Genomic DNA, 24,067 nt, shown 5'->3' with positions numbered 1-24,067 from the left:
AAGATTATATATATTTCCACGTTAGTATACTTATTTGCAAAGACTTTTGGGCAGGGCATACTGACAAAATTTGGTAACTTTGTTATTTACACTGAAATAGCCGGTCATGTCGCACGATCTGATGGCGCACGATAAAATATGAGGACCGAATATTTGAAAATAACCCTTCTTATTTGCCTCGTATCGGCTTCCTGGCTGATGACGGCGGCCCATGCGCAGCGTCGTAAAGATCGTGACAAACAGGAGGTAAAAGAAGAGGGCGTCATCACAAGGCTGGAAGGGGAGTCGATGGCCACCGAGGGGATGAAATTCATGATGAAGGACGAGCCTGAGCGTGCATTGCCCGTATTCGAAAAACTTGCTCTCCTCACCCCGCAGGACGCTGCCACGCATTACCTGGTAGCTACGGCACTGATCAAGCTCGAAAAGTATGACGACGCGATCAATGCCTCCAAAAAGGCACACGATCTCGACAAGGAAAATATTTTCTATTCCCAACAACTCGCGGAACTTTACGCAAAACGCCGCAAATACTCTGAAGCCGCCCAGATCTACGAAACATTGGTAGCTAAAAATCCGGAAAATATCGAGTACGGAATAGAACTGGCAGCAGTATACGTTTTTGCCGACCAGTTTGACAAGGCAATCGAGACTTATAACAAGCTGGAAAAATCAATGGGGGTGACCGAAGAGATCACGCACCAGAAACAGCAGTTGTATCTCCGCCAGAATAATCTTGACAAAGCACTGGCAGAAGGCAAAAAACTGATCGATGCGGAGCCCGGAGAGGTGAGTTACCGTGTGGAACTGGCCGAAATGCTGATTGCTAATGATCGTATCGTTGAAGCGGTAGCGCCATTGGAAGAGGCGCTGAAAATTAATCCGGACGAGGCGCAGGCGCATGTATTGCTGGCAGATATTTACCGCCGGAACGGCGACGTCCAGAAATGCAATCAGGAGTTGAAACAGGTTTTCGCCAATCCCAACCTCGATGCCGACCCTAAAATCCGCGTGCTTTCCGGCTATCTGACGATGCTGAAAACGGAAAACGAAGTGAATGAGGCCGTTATACTGGCCCGTCAGCTTGCCGAGACGCATCCGAACGAGTCCAAGGCAATGGTCATTTACGCCGATCTGCTGACGCGCCAGCGCAAATTTGCCGAAGCCCGGCAACTATACCTCAAAGCCGTAGCCGCCGATCCGAACGTTTTCCAGGTCTGGATCGCCGTCATGCAGCTGGACGGCCAGCTCAACCAGCCCGACAGCATGCTGGTACATTCAGAAAAAGCATTGGAATTGTTTCCAAATCAGGGCATGTTCTGGTATTTCAACGGAACGGCGCATCTGATGAAGAAAAATTATAAGGAAGCGACCTCCTCGCTGGAAGAAAGCCTGAAAATGATCGGAGAAAATCCCCAGCTGGTGCCTTTAATCCACGCACAGCTAGGCGACGCATTCAACGGTATCGGAGACCACGACAAATCCGACGCCGCCTATGACCTCGCGTTGAAAGCCGACCCGGACAACGATCACGTCCTCAACAATTACAGTTATTTTCTCTCCCTGAGAAAGGAAAAGCTTGATCTCGCACTCAAAATGTCGGAAAAACTCGTGCAACAGCATCAGGACAACCCGACCTACCTCGATACCTATGCCTGGGTATTATACATTCGCAAAGACTACAAAAAAGCCAAGGAATACCTCGAAAAGGCAATGCTCGACAGCAGTGGCGTGAGTGGCACAATTGTTGAACATTACGGGGATGTCCTGTTCAAACTAGGAGAACGGGACAATGCGGTGGCCCAATGGAAAAAAGCCAAAAGAATGGGAGAGACCACCGAACTTCTTGACAAAAAAATAGCAACAGGTGCATTACATGAGCAGTAAAATTACGGTCGGGCTGATAGCCATGTCTCTGATATGGTTCACGGCTTGTCACAAACCACGTTCTACCAAAAGTACTTCCCAAAATCCGGCCAAAGATACAACCCTGATTACCACGGCCCCAGAGTCCAAAGACACCTCCGCGGTGGACACCGTCGCGGTCGTGCCCGATGCAGGTGAGCCGATGCCCGAGGTGAAAGTCAACGAAGTCGATTTTGATTATCTGACGGCGAAATCCAAGTTTTCCTTCAAAAGCGCCAGGCAGGATTTTGACAATACCAATGTCAACATCCGGATGAAAAAGGACAGCATTATCTGGCTTTCGGTAACAGGCGTCGGACTGGAAGTGGCGCGTGGCATTATTACCCGGGATTCCATTGTTTTTATGGATAAAATCCACCGCGACTATTTCGTTTTCAATTACGAACAGCTCAGCAAACAGTACAACTTCGATCTCAACTTTGATCTTCTGCAATCGGTGATCATCGGAAATATGCCTTTTGAAATGCAGGAAGAGGGCCGTTTTATAAAGGAAAACGACTTTTATATCCTCAAACAGCTCGTCGATAAACTGGAAGTCGATAACTACATTGCCGAAAAGAACCAGAAACTCTCACGTCTGAAAGCAACGGAAGTGCCCACGCAAAACACTTTTACCCTGGATTATGAGGATTTCAGGAACGTCGGCAACTTTCTCTTCCCGTTTACGAGCCATATCAGCCTGAATGTGCTTTCCAAAGAGCAGCAAAAGCTTGAAACGACCATGCGCCTCAAACACAGTAAGGTGGAATTGGTAAATCAAAGCCCCGGTTTTCCGTTTAATGTTCCTTCGAGCTACAAGCGTAAAAGGTAAAATACAGAAAGTCTGCTTAACTTTGCCTGCCGTGAGATGTATTTTTGGCCGCAAGAATCAATATTATGCCCTTTCGTACCCCTGGTAGCCGTCGTTTTTGGTTAGTGCTTACTTTCGTGCTCTGCGCATGCGCAGGTGCATTTGCGCAGAAGACCCGCGAGCAGCTGGAACGTGAAAAGGCTGAGAACCAAGGCAAAATCAGGGAAATTCAGAATATCCTCAAACAGACTTCTTCTCAAAAGAACGTCAATCTCGGGCAGCTTAAAGCACTGAACCAGCAGATCAATACCTATAAAAGGCAAATCGACCTGCTTACCGACGACCTCGAAATCCTCGACCGCGAATTGAAAGTGCTCGAAAAACGTCGTCAGGCGCTGGATAGCAGCCTGGCTGTATTAAAAGAAGAATACGGTCATATGATTTACGAGGCTTCCAAGCGGAACGCCTATTTCAATCAGCTTGTTTTTCTTTTTTCGGCAGGCACATTCAACCAGTTTGTCCTTCGCTATAAATATTTGAAGCAATACACGGAGGCGAGACAGGGGAGAGCCAAGGAAATCGATGCTTTGCAAAAGCAGGTACTAGCTGAACGCCAACGCATTACTTCCAAAAAGAACCAGCAGAAGAACGTTCTCGATACGCGGCTTACAGAGAATACCAAACTGGAAGGCCTGAAAGTCAAGCAAAATGAAGTGATCAAGGAGCTTTCTCAAAAAGAAGTTGAGCTGAGGAAGCAGATTGCAGAAAACAAACGTGCTACCGACCTTTTGGAAGCCAGCATCCGCCGCATTGCCGAGCGGGAGCGCCGCGAACGTCTTGAAAGGGAACGCCGCGAGCGGGAGGAAAGAGAAGCGCGCCGGAAGGCCGAACGCGAAAGACTTGCTCGGGAAAATGCCGAACGGGAGAAAAAAGGTGAAGCCGCGGTAGAAGCCCCGAAAGAAACTGAGGAAGAGCCGGTGGTATCAAGTGGCATGAGTGAGGAAGAAACGACCCTGGCGTCATCCTTCACGGCCTCGCAAAACCGCCTGCCCTGGCCCGTAAAAGGCTTTGTTTCCAGCCATTTCGGTCAGCGCCCGCACGCAGTTCTGAAAGGTGTGATGGTCGACAACCTGGGTATTGATATTCAGACGACCGCTGGCGAGCCGGTAAGGTCGGTTTATGACGGAACGGTGCTCGACGTGACCGAGCTGCCCGGAATGGGAAGCGTGGTGGCGATCCAGCACGGTAACTATATGACGATTTACGCCAAAATGACCGGCGTATCGGTACGCGCGGGGCAAAAAGTGAAAGCGCGGGAAAATATCGGCCGCGTGGCCACCGACAGCGACGGCACCTCGGAACTGCAATTCCAGGTTTGGAAAAATACTTCGCGACTGAACCCCGAAAACTGGCTCATAAACCGGTAACGCTTCTGCTCGCGTGCAACGCTGGGGAGATGAGTCAAGAATGGTCAGAGGTTGTCAGGTATCGTCATTTATAGTAGAGAGTTTGGAATATCGTAAACACAAGTTCTCCTCTCAACCAAACATGACCACACGTGACAATACTTGACTACATCCGACCACACTTGACCATGCTCGACAACACCTGACCACACTTTTTGAATTTCGATTACCATTACCGATAACCACCATGTCTGTACATACTGCTGATATCAAGCGCATTACAACCCACGTGATTCAGGAAATGAAAAACCGTGGTGAAAAAATAACCTGCCTTACCGCCTACGATTATTCTATGGCGGGAATCGTAGATGCTGCCGGCGTAGAGCTGATCCTGGTAGGCGATTCCGCTTCCAACGTAATGGCCGGGCATGAAACGACCCTGCCCATTACGATCGATCAGATGATCTACCATGCATCCTCGGTGGTACGGGCGGTGAAGCGTGCATTGGTTGTCGTGGATTTGCCTTTTGGCTCCTACCAGGGCAACTCCCGCGAGGCATTGAACTCCGCGATCCGGATCATGAAGGAATCCGGTGCCCACGCTGTGAAGCTCGAAGGCGGACTTGAAGTGAAAGACTCCATCACACGCATATTGAGCGCAGGGGTGCCTGTTATGGGCCATTTGGGGCTTACACCGCAATCCATTTACAAATTCGGGACTTATACCGTCCGTGCAAAACAGGAAGCCGAAGCACAAAAACTACTGGAAGATGCTAAAATGCTGGAAGAAGTGGGATGCTTCTCGATGGTTCTGGAAAAAATCCCCGCTAAACTGACCAAACAAGTTTCCGAAAGCATTCAAATCCCAACGATCGGAATCGGTGCCGGGCCTCATGCAGATGGCCAGGTGCTGGTAATCCACGATTTGCTCGGTATCAATAAGGAGTTCAAACCGCGCTTTTTGCGCCATTATGCCGATTTGAATGGCGTTATGACCAACGCCATTACCAATTATATTTCAGATGTAAAAGGAAGATCATTCCCGAATGATTCGGAATCATACTAACCTTTTAAAAAGTATTAAACTAATAATATGGCTAAGAAACCTTTTCGGGTTGTTTACGAAGATAATCACCTGATCATCGTCAATAAGGAGCCGGGCATTCTGGTTCAGGCCGATGTAACCGGCGATACGTGCCTGCTCGATATGGTCAAAGACTATATTAAGGAGGAATACGATAAGCCGGGAGCAGTATTTCTCGGCACTGTGCACCGTCTCGACCGTCCCGTGAGCGGGCTCGTCGTATTTGCACGCACGTCGAAGGCGCTCGAACGCATGAACGAGATATTCCGCAAGCGTGATGTGCAGAAAACCTATTGGGCCGTTGTGAAAAACAAACCTGCCGAAAAGAAAGGCAAGCTGGTGCATTGGCTCACCAAAAATGAGGCCCGCAATGTGACCACAGCCCACGATCAGGAGGTTCCTGGATCGCAGCGTGCGGAGCTTTCGTACCGCTGGGTAGGAGAGATCAATAAGTTTCATCTGCTGGAAGTAATGCCGGTAACCGGCAGGCCGCACCAGATCCGCGTGCAGCTCGCGTCGATGAATTGCCCGATCCGCGGGGATGTTAAATATGGTTATCCCAAAGGCAATCCGGATGGCAGCATTAATTTGCATGCACGCCGGTTGTACTTTGAACATCCGGTTAAAAAAGAGCCGGTTATATGCCGCGCCGGAGTTCCGAACGACCCTTTTTGGGAAGAATTTTTAACTTTGGACAAAGAGGTAATCAAACCAGAGCACCTGGATTTCTTCCATGAATAGTATCTGATGATCGAAAAACTGAAACAACGCTGGAACGTCCGGAATGGGTGGGATGTACTCATTATTCTCGTCGTTTTCGCATGTACCGGTTTTTCGGTCCTCTATGCCAAACGCTGGCTCTTTGAACTGATCGGCATTACCGAAAACTCGCCCGGATGGCTCCGCTGGGGCGTCAATATTCTCGTCATTCTCCCGCTATACCAGGTTATTCTGCTTGCCTGGGGCTGGATATGGGGGAAATTCACATTCTTTTGGGAGTTTGAAAAACGGATGTTCAGCAGAATAGGAGGAATCTTCCGGTCCAAAAAAGCTGAAACGAGGCCCGAATAACCATCACTTGTTTCCTGCCACAATGAGCCGCCGGTATACATTTCGCGCCTTGTCGTAAGCCGCAGCGGCGGCGTTTTTCTCCTCGGCGCGGATATTAGGCTCCTTCATTTTCCAACACTGTTCCAAGGCCGCAAGGCACCATTCCGCACTCTGCTTTTCCAAGATAGGCTGGGCATTTACTTTTACAAAAACCGGATTCGAATGCGAACTGGGATAAATACGCACGGCCAGCCATCCTGATTTGGAGATTTTGGTTGAAAAACGGATATCCTGCAACGTCCCATCCGCTTGTATCTCAACAGTATCCACGGGTACCCCATTGAATATCAGTTCCGCCCGCACCGCCCGGGATTGCACAATCCGGGAGCGTTCGATGTCCCAGTAAGGTTTATCCGTAATAGGCGCTCTTGCAATTTTTCCTCCGATACTATCCTGCTTCTCCGGCAGGTAAGCGGCTAGTTTTGCTGTTACTTTTACATTCCCTGGCGATTTAAGGGCCACTTCACTGTCACCGGTCCCGGCCTCCACGCCATCGACTTTAAAATCCATGATGTGCGATTTCCCATCGGAAACATAGCTTCGCCCCAATCGCAAGGCTTCCACGTACCCGTCGTAATCCATCGCATTTTTAGGTTTGAAATAGCTTCGCGCCTGCCCAACGCGCACGTCCGTAATGCACGGGAAGTCGGTTTCGCCGCTTAGCCTTGTCTTAAAACCACAATTGAGCGTATGGTAATACATATTGAGCTCCCAGGGCGCCGGAGTATCGCCGGCACTGAAAAAGTCGACCAGGCCGTCGGTCACCGTTACCACGTATTCAACGGCACCGATTCCGTCCATTTTCGGCGTGACGTAGTTCGGAAGCTCGCTGGTAGCCTCCATTGGCTCCAATCCCCAACCCGAATGTGCATAGCCTACCACACCACCTTGCGATTTGGCCCAGGAAAGCACCGGTGCCGTCCAGCTCGGCCATTGTTCGATGGTCGTGGTACCCGGGTAATCGTCTTCTTTTATCCTCAGCAAAACAATATGCCCGGCATGAGAAGAAGGGAAGCCCGAAACCTCCACATCGTTGCGCATGACCGTTTTCTTGCTTGACAACGGGTGGTCTTTTGCGGTAAAAAAAGTTTTTTGATGATACCAGCTAGGCCCCCATGCCAGGTTCGCCGCCATATTCAGGTCCTCGCCCAATACCTGCCGGAACATGTCTTTCGGATCGACGCCTTCTGTTGGGCTATCGTAATGGCTGCAACCCGCCGCGTGGATGTGGTGATCGGCGCTGAACCAGCCGAGTTTGGCAAGCTGGATCCACCTTTTCAGCTGGAATGTCACATTCACAGATTCCTCTCCCTCGGGAACGGTGATTTCCTTCGTTTGCGGAATGTACTCAGGCCCACGGGTGTACGTGACCTTGTACTTACCTGGCGGCAATGTCACATGCTCTCCGCTTTTACGATAAATCTGTGGCTGAAAAAAGAAGTCGGGGTATTCGTCGAATGCCGCAACACGCCGTGATGGTAACGGGTATATCCCTTTGAATTTGCCGGAAGCATGTTCCTGCCCGTCGTCGGTAATGAGGAAAGACGCCATAGTGGCAGTTCCGTCGTCATCTTTTACGTCAAAATTAACCTTAACCGCAGGTTTTACATCAAACAAAATATGGGTCGCGTTCCGAAAACCGATGTCTTGCGAGCCCTGACCGGCGTTGTAAGCGATTTCCGCCTCGCGTTTACCCGCATCCTTGCAATAGATCTGAACCACCGCATATTCGAGTTTCAAACCCGACAAATTTGCCTGCAATGGCCTGCCGGCATAAATCTGAATATCCATAAACCGGTTGGCGACCTGCCCCTCGGTGAGCTCGTGTTCCTTTTTTACCCTGTGCTCGAAGGAAGGGGAATGATAGGGTTTTAACGCATTAGGGCTCGTGGCTTCAAACTTGGCGGTAATGCCTGCCTCATTGTGGATTTTAACCAAAAAAGCCGTCCAGCCACCCTGCACCAGACTGGCTTTGGCATTCCCCTGGTCTACTTTCACCCTGCCTTCCGGATTGATATGTACTACATTCAGGCAATAAGGGTCGAGAATGGACTGAATTTGCGCAACAGTCTGCTTCGACAACGGCCCGCGACCAAGCGCTTTGAGCTTTTCCGCATCGGCCGATGGTAATGCATTGCCCGAAAAGGCAAGCGCTTCCTGCAAGCGCATCGCTTGTGCCAGCAAAGGCTGCGGCTCCACGTCGGCCGCGACGGTATGACTTGTGTGTTGATCGTGCTGCCCGAGCAGCATCAGTGGCAGGAAAACTGCTAAAATGAATAGGGCAGACGATGTTTTCATATTAATCCTTGTCTTTCTTCCGGGATGCTTTCCACGCGGTGAACCCGATGTACATCATGCTACCACGAGCGCCACCGCTTTTCATAAGGCCGTTTACATTGCTGAAACCAAGGAATACCGGACCAAAATGCCCTGCGAGGCCAATGGAAGGACGGTTATTCCCCTGAATGAACGAGATCGGGAACGAAAGGCCCGAGTCCTCGTCCTCAAAACGTGGTGTGATGATAAAAGTATTAGGTACGTACATATCTAATGTCTGCCCGCTGCGGCTTTTGAAACGGCTCGTGTGGGAAAGGTTCAGGAAGAAGCCGTGGAAAACCTGTAAATCGGCTTCCAGGTTAAGTGCCTGCGGTAATTTCACCTTTTGGGCAAATGCGGAACTGGTATCGCCCGGAAAAAGGCTCATAAAGCCTTCCGGACCACGGTCGCTGATCGTTTCGAGCTCGGTTTGCCGAACGACCACGTCACTATGCGTCCCGCGTACCACCCTCGAATCGGATGTTTTGTATTTGACCGAACCAATGTCCGTTAAAGAACCCGCAATGCGTACAAGGTAATCGGGGCTGTCGTTGTAAGCTTCTTTGCGGCCCTTCCAAACCGAGCCTATTTCGTAAGAAAAGCCCAGGTCGTAACCCCAGCCGGAACCATATTTGCCGGAGTCGAACAAATTTCCAAGCCCCATTTTGCGGTTCGGTGTGCTGTACCCACTTTCATAGGTCAGATTGTCAATTTCCAACTGGTTGATATCCGGTTCGGTGCTGCTGACCGGATTAATGCTGTAACGGTCTGCATTGCCCTTCAAATAGGCTACACGCGCACCGAAAACGCGTTTCACGGTCACACCGGCGCGAAACTTATGCCCTTCGATATCGAGCAGTTGCGCACCGTAAGAAAAGCTGAGATCCGAAAAGCTTTGCTGGACAAGGCTGAAATTCCCCCAGGCCTCAATGGAAAGCTGGGGCGTGCTGCCCGTGTCCAGCCGCTTCATATACAAATTATCGATCGCAGCAGGGATATTTCTACCCAGTACAAATCCCCGCGTACGCAGCTGCACCGCCACGCCGTGGTACTTGCCAATGGCAAACGAAACAGAAGGCCAGCGAATCTCGCCCGTCAGAAATATGGGATCTTTGTAAGTCAGCGAGCCCATGGTGCGTGAGCGGCCATAAAGCTCCTTCGTGGAATGCGGCGCAAGAACAGGGTACAAAAACGAATTTTCCCCAATAAACCGGAAATAGCGGTATTTGATACTCCCGCCGAGCGTAAGGACATTAATCTGAAACTTATGCCGTGGCCCGCCGAGCACCGAGGGGTTATAAGTAGAGCGGTAAAGGCCGCCGTAATTACTGAATTGCAGGCCGGGAATCTGTTGAGCGACAACGCACTGAAGGGTTGTCAGGACGAATAGTGCTGTGGTAAGTAATGAGGTTTTCAAAGTTGAGTTTTGTTAGTTGGGGTCAGTAATCCCTGTTCGTTATAATGGATCGCTTCCTCCTGGATTAGTCCTTGTAATGTTTTTAGAAACGCATCGCCGGGCAGATATTCAAATGCGCGGCCGAGTTCCGCAGGCAACATCGGGCCCTCACGGTTCAAAAAATCGGTGATCTGCCAGGCCAAAGTGGCGTCCCCGGCAGAGTCCCGGATTGCTTCATTTTTTCTGTTCTGAATGCAGATATCGCATACGCCGCATTCCTCCGCATCAAATTCATGAAAATATTCAAGCAAAAGCAAGGTCCGGCACATCCTGGTGTGTGACACATAACGGATCACCGCCTGGGCCTTTCCAAGGTCACGGTCTTTCTTCTTTTGTATTTCAAAAACATTCAGCGGTAGTAAAGAAGCGTCATAGCGCGGTGTCAGGAATGTAAGCTGAGGCTTGTCCTTTCTGGCTTCGTAATCAATGATTTCGCGTTCAGCCAGGAATTTCAGTTTCCTCAGAATCTCAGGTACGGTAGCGAAATGGATCTGCGCCAGCTCGGTTTCTGAAATGCGCACATACTCCGTGAAAAGCTCCCCGCCGTACATTCTCAGGACTAGTTTGATAAACGAATCCAGCTCCTGATAGCGTATCTGAAAGTCGTACAATTGCCGGTTATCGACCAGGAAATGGATTTTAGAGGAATCGCCGAAATTCTCGCTTAGTTGCACAAACCCCTCTTCTTCAAGCAGTTTTAATGCATAATGTGTTTCATTGACCGGCAGTCCGAATATTCCTGCGAACTCTTGTATGTCAAAATCAAACCCTGACAATTCGCCCGAGCCTACCGCCACCTTGTAATAGTTGGCCAAAGCCTGGTACACTCGCCGCAGCATTTCTACCGGCGGATATTTTCGCTCGATGCTGTCTGTGAGTTCTTCCAGATCAATTTTATTAAAAAGCGCAACGGCATAGGCCTTTTTCTCGTCCCTTCCTGCCCGGCCCGCCTCCTGATAATATGCTTCGAGGTTATCCGGAAGGTCGAAATGGATCACCGCCCGGACATCCGGCTTATCGATTCCCATTCCGAATGCATTCGTCGCCACGACGATCCGGACCCGGTTCTGAATCCAGGCCGTCTGCCGATCGGAACGGTCCTTAAAAAGCAGGCCTGCATGGTAGCTCGTGGCTGAAATACCTTGCCGGTTCAGCCATTCAGCCAAGTCTTTTGTCCGCTTTCGGGTGCGAACGTATACAATGGCCGTTCCCTGCACATTGCGTAAAATCTGCAATAATTTACGCTCCTTACTTTCCTCCGGGAATGCCGAGTAGGAGAGGTTGGCGCGTGCAAAAGACTGTTTGAATACCCTCGCATTACGCATTTCGAGCTTATCGAGAATATCCGCCCTTACTTCCTCGGTAGCGGTGGCCGTCAGCGCCATGACCGGCACTTTGGGTAAAAGCTTTCTGAATTCGGCGATCAGCAGGTAGGAGGGGCGGAAATCGTATCCCCAGGCAGAGATACAATGCGCCTCGTCTATCGCCAGCAAGCACACCTTCATCTGCTTCGTGCGCGCGATCATAATGTCCGTCCGCAGGCGCTCGGGCGAGACGTAGAGAAACTTCGTATTACCGTGAATACAGTTATCTAATGTAATATCGATTTCCGTTTTGCTCATCCCGGAATGGATCGCCGCGGCCGGAATGTACCTGCGTTTGAGCTGCTCGACCTGGTCCTTCATCAAGGCAATGAGCGGCGTTACTACAATGCAAACACCCTCGGAAGCCATTACTGGAACCTGGAAACAAATGGACTTCCCTCCACCCGTCGGGAGAAGTACCAGCGTATCCATACCATTCAGAACCGCCTTGATGGCATCTTCCTGAAACGGCCTGAAAGCGTCGTATCCCCAATATTGTTTCAGGACAGCCCGGATATCAGTCATCAGTTTGCGGTGTGGTTATCAGATTTTACAAAGTAATTGCATTAGGTGCGTTATAGAAAGCGGCAAAGAGCGCGTTTGATAAAAAAGAAATGCTGATAAACTATTCTCCAATGCGCAAAACCCGTTATTTAACGGCAAATTTCACTCCGCATGATGAATTTGAATATTGCTAAAAAGGAAAATTACCCGTGGTGGCTACCGTGGCTATTTACCCTAAGCTTTATTCTGATCACCTTTCTGCCGCGTTCGATCGACGACACGATGTTTATGGACGGCGTCACCTATGCGGCTATTGCGCGTAATATGTCGGAGGGAACCGGCTCGTTCTGGCGACCTTTTTTTGCACATTCCTTTTGGCTGCCGTACGACAATGGGGATTTTTTCTCGGGACATCCGCCGCTGCAGTTCGGTTTGCAGTCGCTCCTTTTCAGGCTTTTTGGCGACACACCTCTGGTTGAAAACGGCTATAATCTGCTGATTCTGATTGGTTATATTTACCTGATAGTGAAAATCTGGCACGCATTACTCGGCTCGGCCAGCGCATTTCGGGCATTCAGCTGGCTGCCGGTGCTCTGCTGGTACGGGATGGAAATTGTCTATTACAGCATTCCCAACAATTTTCTCGACAGTACAATGGGCCTGTTTTGCCTTGCCTCGTGCTATTGCCAGTTAGTTTTTCTAAAAAAGGATATTGTTCGCACACGCGATGATCTCTGGCCATTATTGGCCGGCATTTGCATCGTCCTCGCATTTCTGACCAAAGGTCCCGTGGGACTTTACCCACTGGCATTTTCGGTGATCTACGCTATTTCCACACCTTCCCTCAGGTTTTCAAAGGTCTTTCGTCCGACAGCCATTATGCTGATTGTCGTTTCGGCAAGCATCGCGGGTATACTTGCATACGCACCTGCACGGGCTTTCATGACGACCTATTTCAACGGGCAGGTTGTGCAGGCTTTGTTGCAGAAACGCGAAAAAGCAGGCACCGGCTGGACCGCCCATTTTACGCTGGTATTAGTACTCCTACGCAACCTTTATCCGCATTTACTCGCATTGGCGGCGCTCTATGGATTATCATACGGTTTGAAGTGGAAAACCTCCCCCGAAAAAGGCATTTCTAAAAATGTCCTGCTAACAGCCCTCGTCGCGGCTTCCGGCATTATTCCTATGCTGGTGAGTATCAAGCAGTATCCGCATTACCTGTTACCCGCATTGCCTTTTGTGGCATTGCTCTTCGCATTTCTGTTTGTGCAACGCATGTCACTCGCAATGCCCATCAATAAGCAATTGACGATCATCGCATTAGGCATCGGCACGTTCTTATGTTGGGGAGCGACGGCTAGAAAACTGGCTACTAACCATCCCGATGTTCATGCTTCCAACGCAAAACAATTACGTACACTGGTACCGTCAGCGTCCACGATCGGGGTTTGCCACGATTTGTTCCAGCACGCAGATATTCATGCCAATTTCCAGCGCTATCATCATTTGTCCATCAGCATGCAAACCGACTCGACCCGTTATGTCCTTGCGGACTCGGCATGCCTGCCACAGTTTGATTTGAAGCGCGATAGCCTGGTGACTTTGAGCGGCGGCTATTTTCTGGTCATTAAAAACGGTGCTTTGGATCACCGTTAATCCTTCAACAGGGTGGCATTACAAAATTAGCCCGGCGGTAACTTGCGGTACGGTTTGCCAATAAAGTGAAAATATTATCTTTGTTTAAAGTTCATTTTAACCTGTTTCCATGCGCACGCTGCTCTTCTTCATCAGTATCATTGCATTATCCGGCTGTTCTGCCTCGCATTATCTGAAACGCGAAATCGGCCGCTCGGCAGTCCTCAGCCAGCAGCATACAGGCGTTTCCATCGCCAGAATTAATGAAACGAAGGCGCTCGCTTCTTACCAGGACGATAAATATTTTATTCCCGCATCCAATACCAAACTGTTTAGCTTTTATGCGGGCCTCTCCGCTCTCGGCGACTCCATTCCCGGGTTGGAATACCTCGAATGGGGAGAATTGTTGATCATCCGCGGTACCGGCGACCCATCGTTATTGCATCCCGATTTACCACACAGCAAGGTTTTCGATTTCCTGAAAGGCCGCAAGGACCAGATATTTTTCACGCCTTACCATTTCGAAAATAAACGTTTCGGCCCCGGCTGGGCGTGGAGCGATTACAATGATTATTACCAACCGGAGGTTACCGCCATGCCCGTTTACGGCAATATTGTACGTTTTAAAAGCGGCCCGGCGGGGGAATACCGGGCCAATCCGCGTTTCTGGCAAAAGTTCATGGTGCAGGACACCTCGGTTTCCGGGATCGAGAGGGAGGAACTGCAAAATGTTTTTCATTATCCCAAGTCGGTCGATTCCAAAAGCACTACAAGGGATATTCCGGTTCATATGACCGACCAGCTCACATTGCAATTGCTGAGCGATACCCTTAAAAAAGAGATCAAACTGATTAATATCCCGCTGGAAATCGAATTACAGACCGTCAACAGCATTCCTTCCGACTCGCTTTATACGCGCATGATGCAGGTGAGCGACAACATGCTGGCCGAACAACTGATGCTGCTCTATGCAACAGCCAACAAACTTCCATTGAGCTCAGAAAAAGCCATTGCACACGCCCTGGAACATCATCTGGCCGACCTGCCCGACAAACCGGTCTGGAAAGACGGTTCCGGGCTGAGCCGGTATAACCTCTTTACGCCGAGGACGATGGTGGCATTATTACAAAAAATTTACGCAAAAGTCCCGCAGGAAAGGCTGTTCAAAATATTGCCGGCAGGTGGGAAAACCGGGACCTTGAAAAATCTCTTTAAAGAAGAACCTCCATTCATTTTTGCTAAAACAGGCAGTCTAAGCAACGTCTACAATCTAAGCGGCTATCTGATCACCAGGAAAGGAAAAGTCCTGGCTTTCAGTTTCATGAACAACAATTTCACGAAGCCTACCGCCGATGTCCGTAAGGAAGTCGAGCGTATTCTCACGGCCGTCCACCACAAGTACTGATTACTCTTTTTCCTCCCAGATTTTACCGGTGCAGTAAATGGCATTGTGGCCGTTCCGCCGGACAAGCAGGTAAATTTTGTAAGTTCCGGGCTCGATATTCGCCGTATGAAAACTCGCGTTCAGCCCTTTGCTAAAATACATACCGCGTCGTAAAGTCGTTTTCAAAGGCACTGCAACCTGGTTCGGAGGTGATGCGTATACATGCTCCGGCGATTTCAGAATCACATAGGCTCCGTCGGAGTAGTCCTTTTCGGGCTTGAAGAATTCCTGATGAAAGCCGATCACAATATGGTTACCAAGTAGCCCGACTTCATCCGGCGAATAAACACTATCACAAGAAACCGAATCGGCCCGTGGCTTCCAGTTTTCGGCCAATGGATCGCCCGAGCTGTAATAGGAACGGATTTTCTCATAATGCTGCTGATCCATTGAAAACATGCGGATACCGAGCCAATCGGCATTGTAGCGTGCATTGAATTCCTGCGCGATGGCGGCCCGACGGTTATTGACCGCCTCGGCGAAGTTGCTGTGCAGCAGTACGATATTGAAAACGATGGCCGCGACCAGTATTCCGGGGGCAAACTTTCTCCTCACTGCATTTTGTACGATAGCAAGAAATCCAAAATACAGGGAAATGCACCACAGCGTGGAATACATGCGATAGCGGCCTTTAAACATGCCCTCAAAGGTATCCGTGGGAATGCGCTTATAGGTGAGTGCGAGGGCGGTAATGCCCGTAAAAATGGCGATAGCAAGTGCAAAAAGGGCCGTATTGTTTGTATAACGTCCTTTTAGCCAGATCGAATTCCAGAGCGGAATGTATTGCTTCCTGTATAAAACCATCACGCAGATGATCATCAGCATTCCCATTGCTACGGCTACATACAGGCCGGTAGTCGGGGTGCTGTAAGCGGTGAGTGTCGCCCATGAGCCGATAAAACCAAAGAAACCGAAGAAGCCTTCTTTCACCTGTTGCGGGTTTGAGAAGTCGAGATTTTGGGTAATAGGTGTAAAATCGATGAAATAGATGATCGCAACGACCAGTGTTGTGGCCAGTGTGATGAAAAACTGTTTCCGGTAACCTCCCAGCAGAAACAACAGCCCGATTACGGGAAACACCATCAGCCCATTCCCATACGTAAATGTCGCAACGACTGCGAAAAACAGCGAGACAGCCAACTTTTCGGGCTTATAAACGGCAAAATATAGCGCGCAAAGCACAAAAAGGATCACCCCGAAGTTGCACAGGGAACTTACCCCCCAGAAGATGTTTTCAAACGACTGAATATTGAACCACAACCACATTATTGGCACAAAATACCAGATGGAAAGCTTCAAATGCCGGTAGGCACGATAGAAAACTACCGCACAAAGCGCCCAGCAGCTGTTCGCGATGATCATCGGCCACACCAGATTGACCGTTCCGAATGTCTTGTGAAGTAGCAGAATTACCGACCGGGAAAATACCAGGCGGTGTTCGGGAAAAAGGGTCGTCAGAAGTCGCCATTTCCCTGCCAGGTCGGCTTTCGAAAATTCGGGAATAATGCCCAGGATGAGGATATCATCGAATGCTACATAATTAACATTCAATGCAATGACTTTGAATACCCAGCTATAGATCAGAACGGGTAACAGGCACAGGAGCCATGCAAGCCAGCTTTTTTCTCTGACAAAACGGAGGAAAGATGAAAACATGCGTGCTAATTAAGCAGGTGAGCCGTGATTTTCAACCATGCACCTCCTAATTTTCGGTTTCCTCCTCTTCAGCGGAAGCGCGGGGATCTTTGGTATAATCGTAAAGAAGCTTGCCCTTATCGTCCCACTCCCGCAGAACAAACGGTTCGAATTCCTCGTCCCAGGCGGTTTTCGGATATTGTATCTCTTTTTTGCGCTGACGGCGAAACTGGTAGTATTCAACCCAGCGGCCTACTTTTTTACCGGAATCGTATTTGCCGTTGACCGCCAGCTGGCCTTCCTGATAGAATCGGAGGTACTCGCCCTCTACTTCCCCGAACGCAACAGGCATCACTTCTTTCACCTGCGTATGCGCTGAATCATAATAGGTAATCCGCGAATCCGCAGGAAATCCACGTTTCCAGACTGCCTTGTCGATCAGGTTGTACTTCGTGTCATATTTCACCCAGCGACCGTCCTTCACACCCATATAGTAGTAGCCTTCCTCGATAAGATTTTCTCCGCTATACTTTTTATACGAGCCGTGTAATGGCAATGCCTGGGCCTTGTCCTTCACGACGGAAGAACTCAGTTTTCTCGATTTTTTATCATACCAGCGCGTTTCCGTCGCACGGGCGTACTGATCGATAGGCTTGTATTCTTTCAATACATGGAAATTTTCCACCGTAGCCCGGTCGCCGCTACCGTATTTGACCGACATAGCCTGCATGGGAATGCCTTCATATTGTACTTTGGCAAGCCGTGCCCTTTCCTTGCGGGCTTTGCGATCCTTCTTCTGGTTCTTGTATTCCTTCACACGAAGCCCCAGGTCGGGGATCGTCTCTCCAAATAACGTGGAGAGGTTCGTGGATTTACCCTTGCCGCCGGGCGCCGAAGCGCCCACCACCGGATCCAGCCCCGAAACGAATGATTTCAGATCATTGGAACGCGTTGCAGTGTCCTTTTTCACCTGTTCTTTGGGTAGCCACGAAGGAGCCGGCGTTTCCTTCTGACCTTGCTGGGCCGAAACGGAAACCGAAAGACAGATTGAAAAAAAGCCGCAGAACAGTGCTACTCTTTGCATGTATATAGGATTTTTCTTCAGGGCAAGATTGTTACTTTTGTAACGAATTGGTTTTTTCTATATTGATTTCCAAGACAAATTTAAAAAAACACCGTGGAAAAAAGCGCTAAAATTTATATTGCCGGGCACAGGGGAATGGTTGGATCCGCAATTCTCAGAAAATTGGAAAGTGAAGGATTTGACAATATCATCACCAGAACCTCCTCCGAGCTCGACCTTCGCAATCAGGCGGATGTACGGGCATTTTTTGAATCAGAACGTCCGGAGTATATTTTTCTCGCCGCTGCCAAAGTCGGCGGCATTATGGCAAACAATATTTACCGCGCAGAGTTCCTGAACGACAATCTGTTAATCCAGAATAACGTCATCGACAGTGCATACCGTACCGATGCCAAAAAACTGATGTTCCTCGGATCGAGCTGCATTTACCCCAAACTGGCTCCGCAGCCTTTACGGGAAGACTCGCTGCTTACAGGCCTGCTCGAACCAACCAACGAGCCTTACGCGATCGCCAAAATTGCAGGTATTAAGATGTGCGAGGCCTACCGCTCGCAATATGACTGCAATTTCATTTCGGTAATGCCGACGAACCTGTACGGACCGAATGATAATTACGATTTGAACAATTCGCACGTTTTACCGGCGATGATCCGCAAGTTTCATGAGGCAAAAGAAGAAGGGAAGCCATTTGTGGAACTCTGGGGGACGGGATCGCCGCTACGCGAGTTCCTGCACGCGGATGACCTCGCAGCCGCTTGCTATTTCCTCATGCAGAATTACAATGAAGCGGGCTTCCTCAATATCGGCGTCGGTTCCGACGTAACCATCAAACATTTGGCTGAAATGATCCGCAAAGTGGTAGGATTCGAAGGAGAAATCAAATGGAATACTGATAAACCGGATGGTACGCCCCGAAAACTGATGGATGTCAGCAAACTCCATGCATTGGGATGGAAACACACCATCAACCTGGAAGAGGGTATCACCAGAACTTACCAGGATTTCCTCGAAAAAATAGAAACATATGCTGTGTAACCCGGATTACCTACAACAGGTTACATTTCATATAGCGTAATATTCCAATACTAAAATCATATTTTACCCACGATAATTCTATTTTTAGACAAAATTTCAGTATAATATTACAAGAATCTTCGGGAAACTAATTAGTTTTGCGACGTCCCCTAAATGGGCACGTCATATAAACCTTAGTCATAGAGACATGTCGGCCATTATTAAGTTAGATCAGATAGACCGCAAAGTACTGGAGATTTTACAAACGAACGCGAAAATAACCAACGCACAACTTTCCAAAGAAATAGGGCTTTCACCCGCTCCGACCCTGGAACGCGTAAAGAAACTCGAACAATCGGGGATCATTAAAAGCTACCACGCGCAGCTGGAACCTGAGAAGGTTGGCCTGGGCGTAAGTACTTTTGTTCAGATTTCGCTGGTAGGACACCGCAAGGCTGTTACGGAATCATTTGTTGAGAAAATACACGCGATTCCAGAAGTTATTGAATGTCACCACATTACAGGTACAGGAGATTTTCTTCTACGTGTTATTTCCAAAGACATCAGCACTTACCAGAAGCTGATGCTAGAAAAAATCAACGAAATAGAAGAGGTTGCCAGCACGCAAACAATGGTAATCCTTTCGACTTTCAAGGAAAGCAAAGTATTACCGATACCTTGATGCTTAAGAGCGGCCGCCGCTGCGGTTCATGAGTTTAGAGTCTATGAGTATAATAAAGGTTTAAAGTCAAACGCTGATCTGAATTTTAACCTTAAACTTTAAACGCATAGACTCAAATAAAAAATGGTCGGAATTGCTTCCGACCATTTTTTATTTGGCTTGTATTTCAAAATTATTGGTGCTGCTCGCGGAGCAGGTCATTTACCGTTTTCACCGGATTGAAAGTGATCAATGGCACTTCCACGAAAAGCGTGTTCCAATCCGCCATCGAACCATTCCATAGCCCCGGAAGTTCCTGTGCTTTCAGTTCCTTACCATCTTTGGATTTTCCTGTAATAAAGCCGGTTAGCGGGTCACGGAATTTTTTCAGATCGTATAACTCGCCCTTTTTGTTCTTCACCGCACATACCAGATCAACCGGATTGAAGTGGGTCGAATTCTTGAAAATGCTGTTCTGCTCCGCATTATCGACATCCACCTGCGCCGATTCGACGATTTGCAGCGACGATGATCCATCGGCATTTTCTGCCCAGAAAGGTCCGCCACCCGGCTCACCTTGGTTTTTAACCATCCCGCAAGCGCGTAACGGCCGATCCAGCTTTCCTACGAAATATTCTTTCTTCTTTTCGTCACTCCAAGATTCAAAACCCGCTGGCGGGATCACACAAAGTTCGTCGCGGAAAAATTCGTCGAGTTCTGTCAGCAATGCCGCATTCGAAGCAAGTTTGTCGAGATAAGTGAAGATTTTCTTTTGGTATCTCAAAACGATCCCCGCCAATGCCTTTTTGTAGGTAATCGTGTCGCCTTTAATGCGATCGGGAACAACGTTATCGATGTTTTTAATGAAGATAATGTCCGCATCGAGCTGCCCGAGGTTTTCAAGCAATGCGCCGTGACCTGCCGGACGGAATAATAGCGACTCATCCTTTTCGCGGAACGGGGTATTATTTAAATTAACCGCAATTGTGTCAGTCGAGCTCTTCTGTTCGGAAAAAGAGACGATATAACGAACGCCATATTGCGTCTGGTAACTTGGAACCGCTTCCACCACCAGTTTTTCGAATTTGTCGCGGTGCTCGGGTGACACCGTGAAGTGGATCTGTACATTGCTACCTGCATTCGCATATTTGGCCCCTTCTACCAGGTGCTCTTCCAGCGGCGTGCGCGAGCGTTCTGCGTAATTATGAAATTTCAGGAGCCCTTTCGGAAGTTCTCCGTAACCTAGCCCCTTGCTCGTCAGGAAGTAAGAGGCGATCGTCTTTTCATCGGCCGACTCAATATCATAACCATCCGCGGCCAGAGAAGTTTTAAGGTCCTCATAGAACGCGAAATCTTTCAGTTTCGCAAAGAATTCGTCCACCGATTTATCTTTCTTATCTTCCTGTAAAAAGCTGAAAAGCGATTTGAACATCCGTGTAGCCGCTCCGGAAGCCGGAACAAATTTCAAAAGTGCAATCTCTCCGTCAGCAGCACTTTTATCGAACTCGCTGATTACCTCTGCGATCTCATCGTCTGTGAGCCTGATAATGCCGTCGCCCACCGTTGCGGCCTTCGACAATTGCAAAAATGGGAAGCCCTTCTCGAAATACCGGACTTGCTCTTCCACGACGCTTAAATCGCTTCCTCTTTCCTTTATTTGTTGAATATCTTTTTCAATAAACATAATCTATGGTTTTAATCAGTGAAGTTTAGGGTAAGATTTATTACAAAAAAGCTTGGAATTATAATAACTTCATCAATTTCCCCGGCATTTATTTCAACACCCGCAGCTTGGCGAAGCTGAGCAGCAGTGTTTTTTCTCCTACCAGGTCGAATTTGACGGTCGCTTTTCTATCGGTACCATTGACGTCCATTTTCGTCACCACTCCGAAACCGAATTTTAAATGCTCCACCTTATCGCCTTCGGCCAGGTCGAATGTATCGGTAGGCACGAAATCCGCTGACGGAACGTGGCTGGTAGCAACCGAAGTAACAGGTTTCGCTTCGGTTTTCCGTTGCACCAGGTTGCGTGCAAATGTCGTAACCGATGGGGTAGTATCGCGTTCGAGCGCGCTCTGCACCATTTTATTGACATTCAGATACCGTTGGTCGACTTCCAACAAGAACCGGCTTGGCTCGCACATTTTCAGGCGGCCCCATTGGTACCGGCTTTCGGCATAGGAGAATGACAATTTCTTTTCAGCGCGCGTGATCGCTACATAGAAAAGCCTTCTTTCTTCTTCCAGGTCCTGCCTGCTTTCGAGCATCATCTGGCTCGGGAAGAGATCTTCTTCTAGCCCCACTATAAATACGTTCCTGAATTCCAGTCCCTTTGCCGAGTGAATGGTCATCATCGTCACACGGTCGTGATCATTATTATCGTCCGGCTCATCCGCGTTCGTCAACAGCGAAACCGATTGAAGGAACGCGCTGAGCGTTTTGTCCTCACTCTCTTCGCTATCGACAAATTCCTTGATACCGTTCAGCAATTCCTGCACGTTTTCGTAGCGCGAAAGGCCTTCCACGGTCTTATCTTCATATAATTCACGCAAAATTCCGGATGCCTTGGCGATGTGGGAAGATATTTCGTAGGCGTCTTTGCCTTCTTCCACCAAAATTTTGAAGCTTTTGATCAGCGTCGCGAACCCTTCGATCGGCGCAATGGTGCGTCCCGAGCCATATTGCCCGATATTCGCCACCACATCCCAAATCGCCACATTGTTTTCGGAGGCAGTTACAGCAATTTTGGCGACCGTCGTATCACCAATCCCGCGTTTTGGCAGGTTAATAATCCGTTTGAAAGCTTCTTCGTCCCGCTGGTTCACTGTAAACCGCAGGTAAGCAAGCAAATCCTTGATTTCTTTTCTTTGGTAAAAAGACTGACCGCCGACAATCCGGTACTTGATTCCCAGCTTCCGGAGCGCCTCTTCAAATGAGCGGGATTGCGCATTGGTGCGATAGAGGATAGCAAAATTTTCATTTCGCAGCGATTTCTGCATTTTCTCTTCAAAAATCGCAGTCGCTACCAGGCGTCCTTCCTCATTATCGGAGCCCGCTTTGATCACGTCGATCAGCGAACCTTCTTCATTGGCGGTAAATGTTTTCTTTTCCAGCTGCGACTTGTTGCGCGCAATCACCGAGTTGGCCGCTTCCACGATCGTGCTCGTCGATCGGTAGTTCTGTTCCAGCTTGATCACCCGCACATCCGGAAAGTCTTTTTCGAAATTGAGGATATTTTCAATGTTCGCCCCGCGGAATGCGTAAATACTCTGCGCATCGTCACCCACGACCACGATATTGCGGTGCACCGCCGACAACTTCCTCGTAATAAGGTATTGGGAAACGTTCGTATCCTGAAACTCGTCGACCATCACGTGCTGGAACTTGTGCTGGTACTTATATAATACGTCGGGAAAATCGCGGAACAGGATATTGGTATTGAAAAGCAGATCGTCGAAATCCATGGCGTTTGCCTGGAAGCAGCGGGTCACGTAGGTTTTGTAGAGCCTTCCGATCTCCTTCATCTTCGCCGCATCGTCGTCGGCCTGGATTACTGCATTATTAATGTAATCGTCCGCCGAAATGAGCCGGTTCTTCGCGCCGGATATCCGGTTGAAGACCACATTCGCCTTGTAAACCTTATCGTCGAGGTTGTATTCCTTTATAATACTCCTTAATAACGACTTCGAATCGTCGGTATCATATATAGAGAAATCGCTGGTATACCCCAGGTACCGCGCCTCGATACGGAGGATTTTGGCAAAGACGGAGTGGAAAGTGCCCATCCATATATTGCGCGCCTCGGTACCGACGGCCCCTTCGATCCGGCTACGCATTTCACCCGAAGCTTTATTGGTAAATGTCAGGGACAAAATCCGGAATGGATCTACCCCTGTTTCGATCAGTCGCGCAATGCGATAGGTAAGTACCCTGGTTTTTCCGGACCCTGCACCCGCAATGATCATCAAAGGGCCATTTCCGTGCAGCACAGCCTCCCGTTGGGGCTCATTCAAGGTCGCGAGATAATCGTTGTGGTTCAAAGTTGTATGCTTTTCCAATTACTTATAATATGTAGCAAAAGCCAAAGTTAGGAAAAACCGTCAAAAGCATTCCCCAATCTCAGGCGCTCGGGCGGGTACAAGTCCATAAATATTATTCCTGTTATCAGAACATAAGGAATGCATTGTTGGTTAACTAGCAATAATTTTGGATTTCATCATATTAATAAGGGCAACGCCCATTTGCAAGAACGCTAATGAGTACCATGAATATAGAAGATCAACCGCTGGAAGTACAATGGGAGCACCTGCTTAACGAACTGGAAGAGTTGGTAGGCAGGCGCCCCGCCGATTTGAACGGGGTCCTTTTCCTGATAGGCGTGCAGGAATTGGGGCAAGGGGCAAAGCGATTTACCAAGGAGCAGAAACAGGACCTTATACATATAGGTATTTGCAGGGTACTTAGTATGTCTTCCTATTACAGCCTTGAATACACCGACAAGGACGGCTGGCCACATTACAAGCTCGAACGAGCCCTGCCTCCGGGTGATGTTTTGAAGCAGGAAGCGCTTTTAAAGATGCATGTGATCGAGTACTTCAAAAATCTTTGAAAAAGTTACGGAGCGGTAATTTCTGG

The 24,067-nt window shown here is 48.9% G+C and carries 18 protein-coding genes; 11 read left to right on the top strand and 7 right to left on the bottom strand.

Annotated features, from left to right (window positions below):
• Positions 1-138: 138 nt before the first annotated feature.
• The 6 genes from AAHB90_RS30610 (at position 139) to AAHB90_RS30585 (ending at position 6,277) form a co-directional block, all read left to right on the top strand.
• Positions 139-1,887, top strand: coding sequence for a tetratricopeptide repeat protein (locus AAHB90_RS30610; RefSeq protein WP_342089125.1), 1,749 nt, complete (start codon positions 139-141; stop codon positions 1,885-1,887).
• The gene (locus AAHB90_RS30605) at positions 1,877-2,737 is read left to right on the top strand and encodes a DUF4292 domain-containing protein (RefSeq protein WP_342089124.1); all 861 of its coding nucleotides are present in this window, start codon (positions 1,877-1,879) and stop codon (positions 2,735-2,737) included. The genes AAHB90_RS30610 and AAHB90_RS30605 overlap by 11 nt, the downstream gene beginning before the upstream one ends.
• A gap of 65 nt (positions 2,738-2,802) precedes the next feature.
• Positions 2,803-4,143, top strand: coding sequence for a murein hydrolase activator EnvC family protein (locus AAHB90_RS30600; protein WP_342089123.1), 1,341 nt, complete (start codon positions 2,803-2,805; stop codon positions 4,141-4,143).
• Positions 4,144-4,369: 226 nt separating this feature from the next.
• Positions 4,370-5,188 carry a 3-methyl-2-oxobutanoate hydroxymethyltransferase gene (panB, locus tag AAHB90_RS30595; RefSeq protein ID WP_342089122.1) on the top strand — a complete coding sequence of 273 codons (819 nt, stop codon included), beginning with the start codon at positions 4,370-4,372 and terminating at the stop codon, positions 5,186-5,188.
• 27 nt (positions 5,189-5,215) lie between these two features.
• Positions 5,216-5,947, top strand: coding sequence for an RluA family pseudouridine synthase (locus AAHB90_RS30590; protein ID WP_342089121.1), 732 nt, complete (start codon positions 5,216-5,218; stop codon positions 5,945-5,947).
• 6 nt (positions 5,948-5,953) lie between these two features.
• Positions 5,954-6,277 carry a DUF6787 family protein gene (locus AAHB90_RS30585; protein WP_342089120.1) on the top strand — a complete coding sequence of 108 codons (324 nt, stop codon included), beginning with the start codon at positions 5,954-5,956 and terminating at the stop codon, positions 6,275-6,277.
• Between the two features lie 3 nt (positions 6,278-6,280).
• On the opposite strand, the gene AAHB90_RS30580 is transcribed toward AAHB90_RS30585, so the two are convergent.
• The 3 genes from AAHB90_RS30580 to AAHB90_RS30570 are packed head-to-tail and all read right to left on the bottom strand — an operon-like array spanning position 6,281 to position 11,977.
• Positions 6,281-8,614, bottom strand: a complete 2,334-nt coding sequence (locus tag AAHB90_RS30580) for a CehA/McbA family metallohydrolase (RefSeq protein ID WP_342089119.1) — start codon at positions 8,612-8,614, stop codon at positions 6,281-6,283.
• A 1-nt stretch (position 8,615) separates the two neighbouring features.
• A complete protein-coding gene (locus AAHB90_RS30575) occupies positions 8,616-10,049 on the bottom strand; it encodes a DUF5723 family protein (protein WP_342089117.1) in 1,434 nt (477 codons plus the stop codon).
• Positions 10,046-11,977, bottom strand: a complete 1,932-nt coding sequence (locus AAHB90_RS30570; protein ID WP_342089116.1) for a RecQ family ATP-dependent DNA helicase — start codon at positions 11,975-11,977, stop codon at positions 10,046-10,048. Before AAHB90_RS30570 ends, AAHB90_RS30575 begins: the two co-directional genes overlap by 4 nt.
• Positions 11,978-12,127: 150 nt before the next feature.
• On the opposite strand from AAHB90_RS30570, the gene AAHB90_RS30565 reads away from it, so the two are divergent.
• Both AAHB90_RS30565 and dacB read left to right on the top strand, forming a co-directional pair.
• Positions 12,128-13,615 carry an ArnT family glycosyltransferase gene (locus AAHB90_RS30565; protein ID WP_342089114.1) on the top strand — a complete coding sequence of 496 codons (1,488 nt, stop codon included), beginning with the start codon at positions 12,128-12,130 and terminating at the stop codon, positions 13,613-13,615.
• A 109-nt stretch (positions 13,616-13,724) separates the two neighbouring features.
• Entirely contained in the window at positions 13,725-14,999 is a 1,275-nt protein-coding gene (gene dacB, locus AAHB90_RS30560) for a D-alanyl-D-alanine carboxypeptidase/D-alanyl-D-alanine endopeptidase (protein ID WP_342089113.1), read from the top strand.
• Here the strand turns inward: dacB and AAHB90_RS30555 are convergent, their stop codons facing one another.
• Both AAHB90_RS30555 and AAHB90_RS30550 read right to left on the bottom strand, forming a co-directional pair.
• Complete coding sequence (locus AAHB90_RS30555; RefSeq protein ID WP_342089112.1) at positions 15,000-16,694, bottom strand: hypothetical protein; 1,695 nt, start codon at positions 16,692-16,694, stop codon at positions 15,000-15,002.
• Between the two features lie 46 nt (positions 16,695-16,740).
• Positions 16,741-17,757 (bottom strand): toxin-antitoxin system YwqK family antitoxin, encoded by a 1,017-nt coding sequence (locus tag AAHB90_RS30550; RefSeq protein WP_342089111.1) that lies wholly within the window; start codon positions 17,755-17,757, stop codon positions 16,741-16,743.
• Positions 17,758-17,850: 93 nt separating this feature from the next.
• Between AAHB90_RS30550 and fcl the strand changes: the two genes are divergently transcribed.
• Together fcl and AAHB90_RS30540 are read left to right on the top strand one after the other, a co-directional pair.
• Positions 17,851-18,792, top strand: a complete 942-nt coding sequence (fcl, locus tag AAHB90_RS30545) for a GDP-L-fucose synthase (RefSeq protein WP_342089110.1) — start codon at positions 17,851-17,853, stop codon at positions 18,790-18,792.
• Between the two features lie 187 nt (positions 18,793-18,979).
• Positions 18,980-19,453: an Lrp/AsnC family transcriptional regulator gene (locus tag AAHB90_RS30540; RefSeq protein ID WP_015813234.1), complete on the top strand. Its 474-nt coding sequence runs from the start codon at positions 18,980-18,982 to the stop codon at positions 19,451-19,453.
• 172 nt (positions 19,454-19,625) lie between these two features.
• Here AAHB90_RS30540 and AAHB90_RS30535 read toward each other — a convergent pair whose 3' ends face one another.
• Both AAHB90_RS30535 and AAHB90_RS30530 read right to left on the bottom strand, forming a co-directional pair.
• Positions 19,626-21,116, bottom strand: coding sequence for a DUF4301 family protein (locus AAHB90_RS30535; protein ID WP_342089109.1), 1,491 nt, complete (start codon positions 21,114-21,116; stop codon positions 19,626-19,628).
• A gap of 88 nt (positions 21,117-21,204) precedes the next feature.
• Complete coding sequence (locus AAHB90_RS30530; protein WP_342089108.1) at positions 21,205-23,490, bottom strand: ATP-dependent helicase; 2,286 nt, start codon at positions 23,488-23,490, stop codon at positions 21,205-21,207.
• 206 nt (positions 23,491-23,696) lie between these two features.
• On the opposite strand from AAHB90_RS30530, the gene AAHB90_RS30525 reads away from it, so the two are divergent.
• Positions 23,697-24,041 (top strand): hypothetical protein, encoded by a 345-nt coding sequence (locus AAHB90_RS30525; RefSeq protein WP_342089107.1) that lies wholly within the window; start codon positions 23,697-23,699, stop codon positions 24,039-24,041.
• Positions 24,042-24,067 lie beyond the last annotated feature (26 nt).

The sequence above is a fragment of the Dyadobacter sp. OTU695 genome, from assembly GCF_038440355.1.
Lineage (GTDB): Bacteria > Bacteroidota > Bacteroidia > Cytophagales > Spirosomataceae > Dyadobacter.
The sequence above is the reverse complement of the archived record's forward strand: the minus strand, read 5'-3'. Positions and strand labels throughout refer to the sequence as shown.

What these genes read in the sequence shown, in the direction of transcription:
- panB (WP_342089122.1), top strand. Translation starts at nt 4,370, where the DNA reads ATGTCTGTACATACTGCTGATATCAAGCGCATTACAACCCACGTGATT.
- AAHB90_RS30600 (WP_342089123.1), top strand. Translation starts at nt 2,803, where the DNA reads ATGCCCTTTCGTACCCCTGGTAGCCGTCGTTTTTGGTTAGTGCTTACT.
- AAHB90_RS30525 (WP_342089107.1), top strand. Translation starts at nt 23,697, where the DNA reads ATGAATATAGAAGATCAACCGCTGGAAGTACAATGGGAGCACCTGCTT.
- dacB (WP_342089113.1), top strand. Translation starts at nt 13,725, where the DNA reads ATGCGCACGCTGCTCTTCTTCATCAGTATCATTGCATTATCCGGCTGT.
- AAHB90_RS30605 (WP_342089124.1), top strand. Translation starts at nt 1,877, where the DNA reads ATGAGCAGTAAAATTACGGTCGGGCTGATAGCCATGTCTCTGATATGG.
- AAHB90_RS30555 (WP_342089112.1), bottom strand. Translation starts at nt 16,694, where the DNA reads ATGTTTTCATCTTTCCTCCGTTTTGTCAGAGAAAAAAGCTGGCTTGCA.
- AAHB90_RS30610 (WP_342089125.1), top strand. Translation starts at nt 139, where the DNA reads ATGAGGACCGAATATTTGAAAATAACCCTTCTTATTTGCCTCGTATCG.
- AAHB90_RS30580 (WP_342089119.1), bottom strand. Translation starts at nt 8,614, where the DNA reads ATGAAAACATCGTCTGCCCTATTCATTTTAGCAGTTTTCCTGCCACTG.
- AAHB90_RS30590 (WP_342089121.1), top strand. Translation starts at nt 5,216, where the DNA reads ATGGCTAAGAAACCTTTTCGGGTTGTTTACGAAGATAATCACCTGATC.
- AAHB90_RS30585 (WP_342089120.1), top strand. Translation starts at nt 5,954, where the DNA reads ATGATCGAAAAACTGAAACAACGCTGGAACGTCCGGAATGGGTGGGAT.
- AAHB90_RS30565 (WP_342089114.1), top strand. Translation starts at nt 12,128, where the DNA reads ATGATGAATTTGAATATTGCTAAAAAGGAAAATTACCCGTGGTGGCTA.
- AAHB90_RS30550 (WP_342089111.1), bottom strand. Translation starts at nt 17,757, where the DNA reads ATGCAAAGAGTAGCACTGTTCTGCGGCTTTTTTTCAATCTGTCTTTCG.
- AAHB90_RS30540 (WP_015813234.1), top strand. Translation starts at nt 18,980, where the DNA reads ATGTCGGCCATTATTAAGTTAGATCAGATAGACCGCAAAGTACTGGAG.
- AAHB90_RS30535 (WP_342089109.1), bottom strand. Translation starts at nt 21,116, where the DNA reads ATGTTTATTGAAAAAGATATTCAACAAATAAAGGAAAGAGGAAGCGAT.
- AAHB90_RS30570 (WP_342089116.1), bottom strand. Translation starts at nt 11,977, where the DNA reads ATGACTGATATCCGGGCTGTCCTGAAACAATATTGGGGATACGACGCT.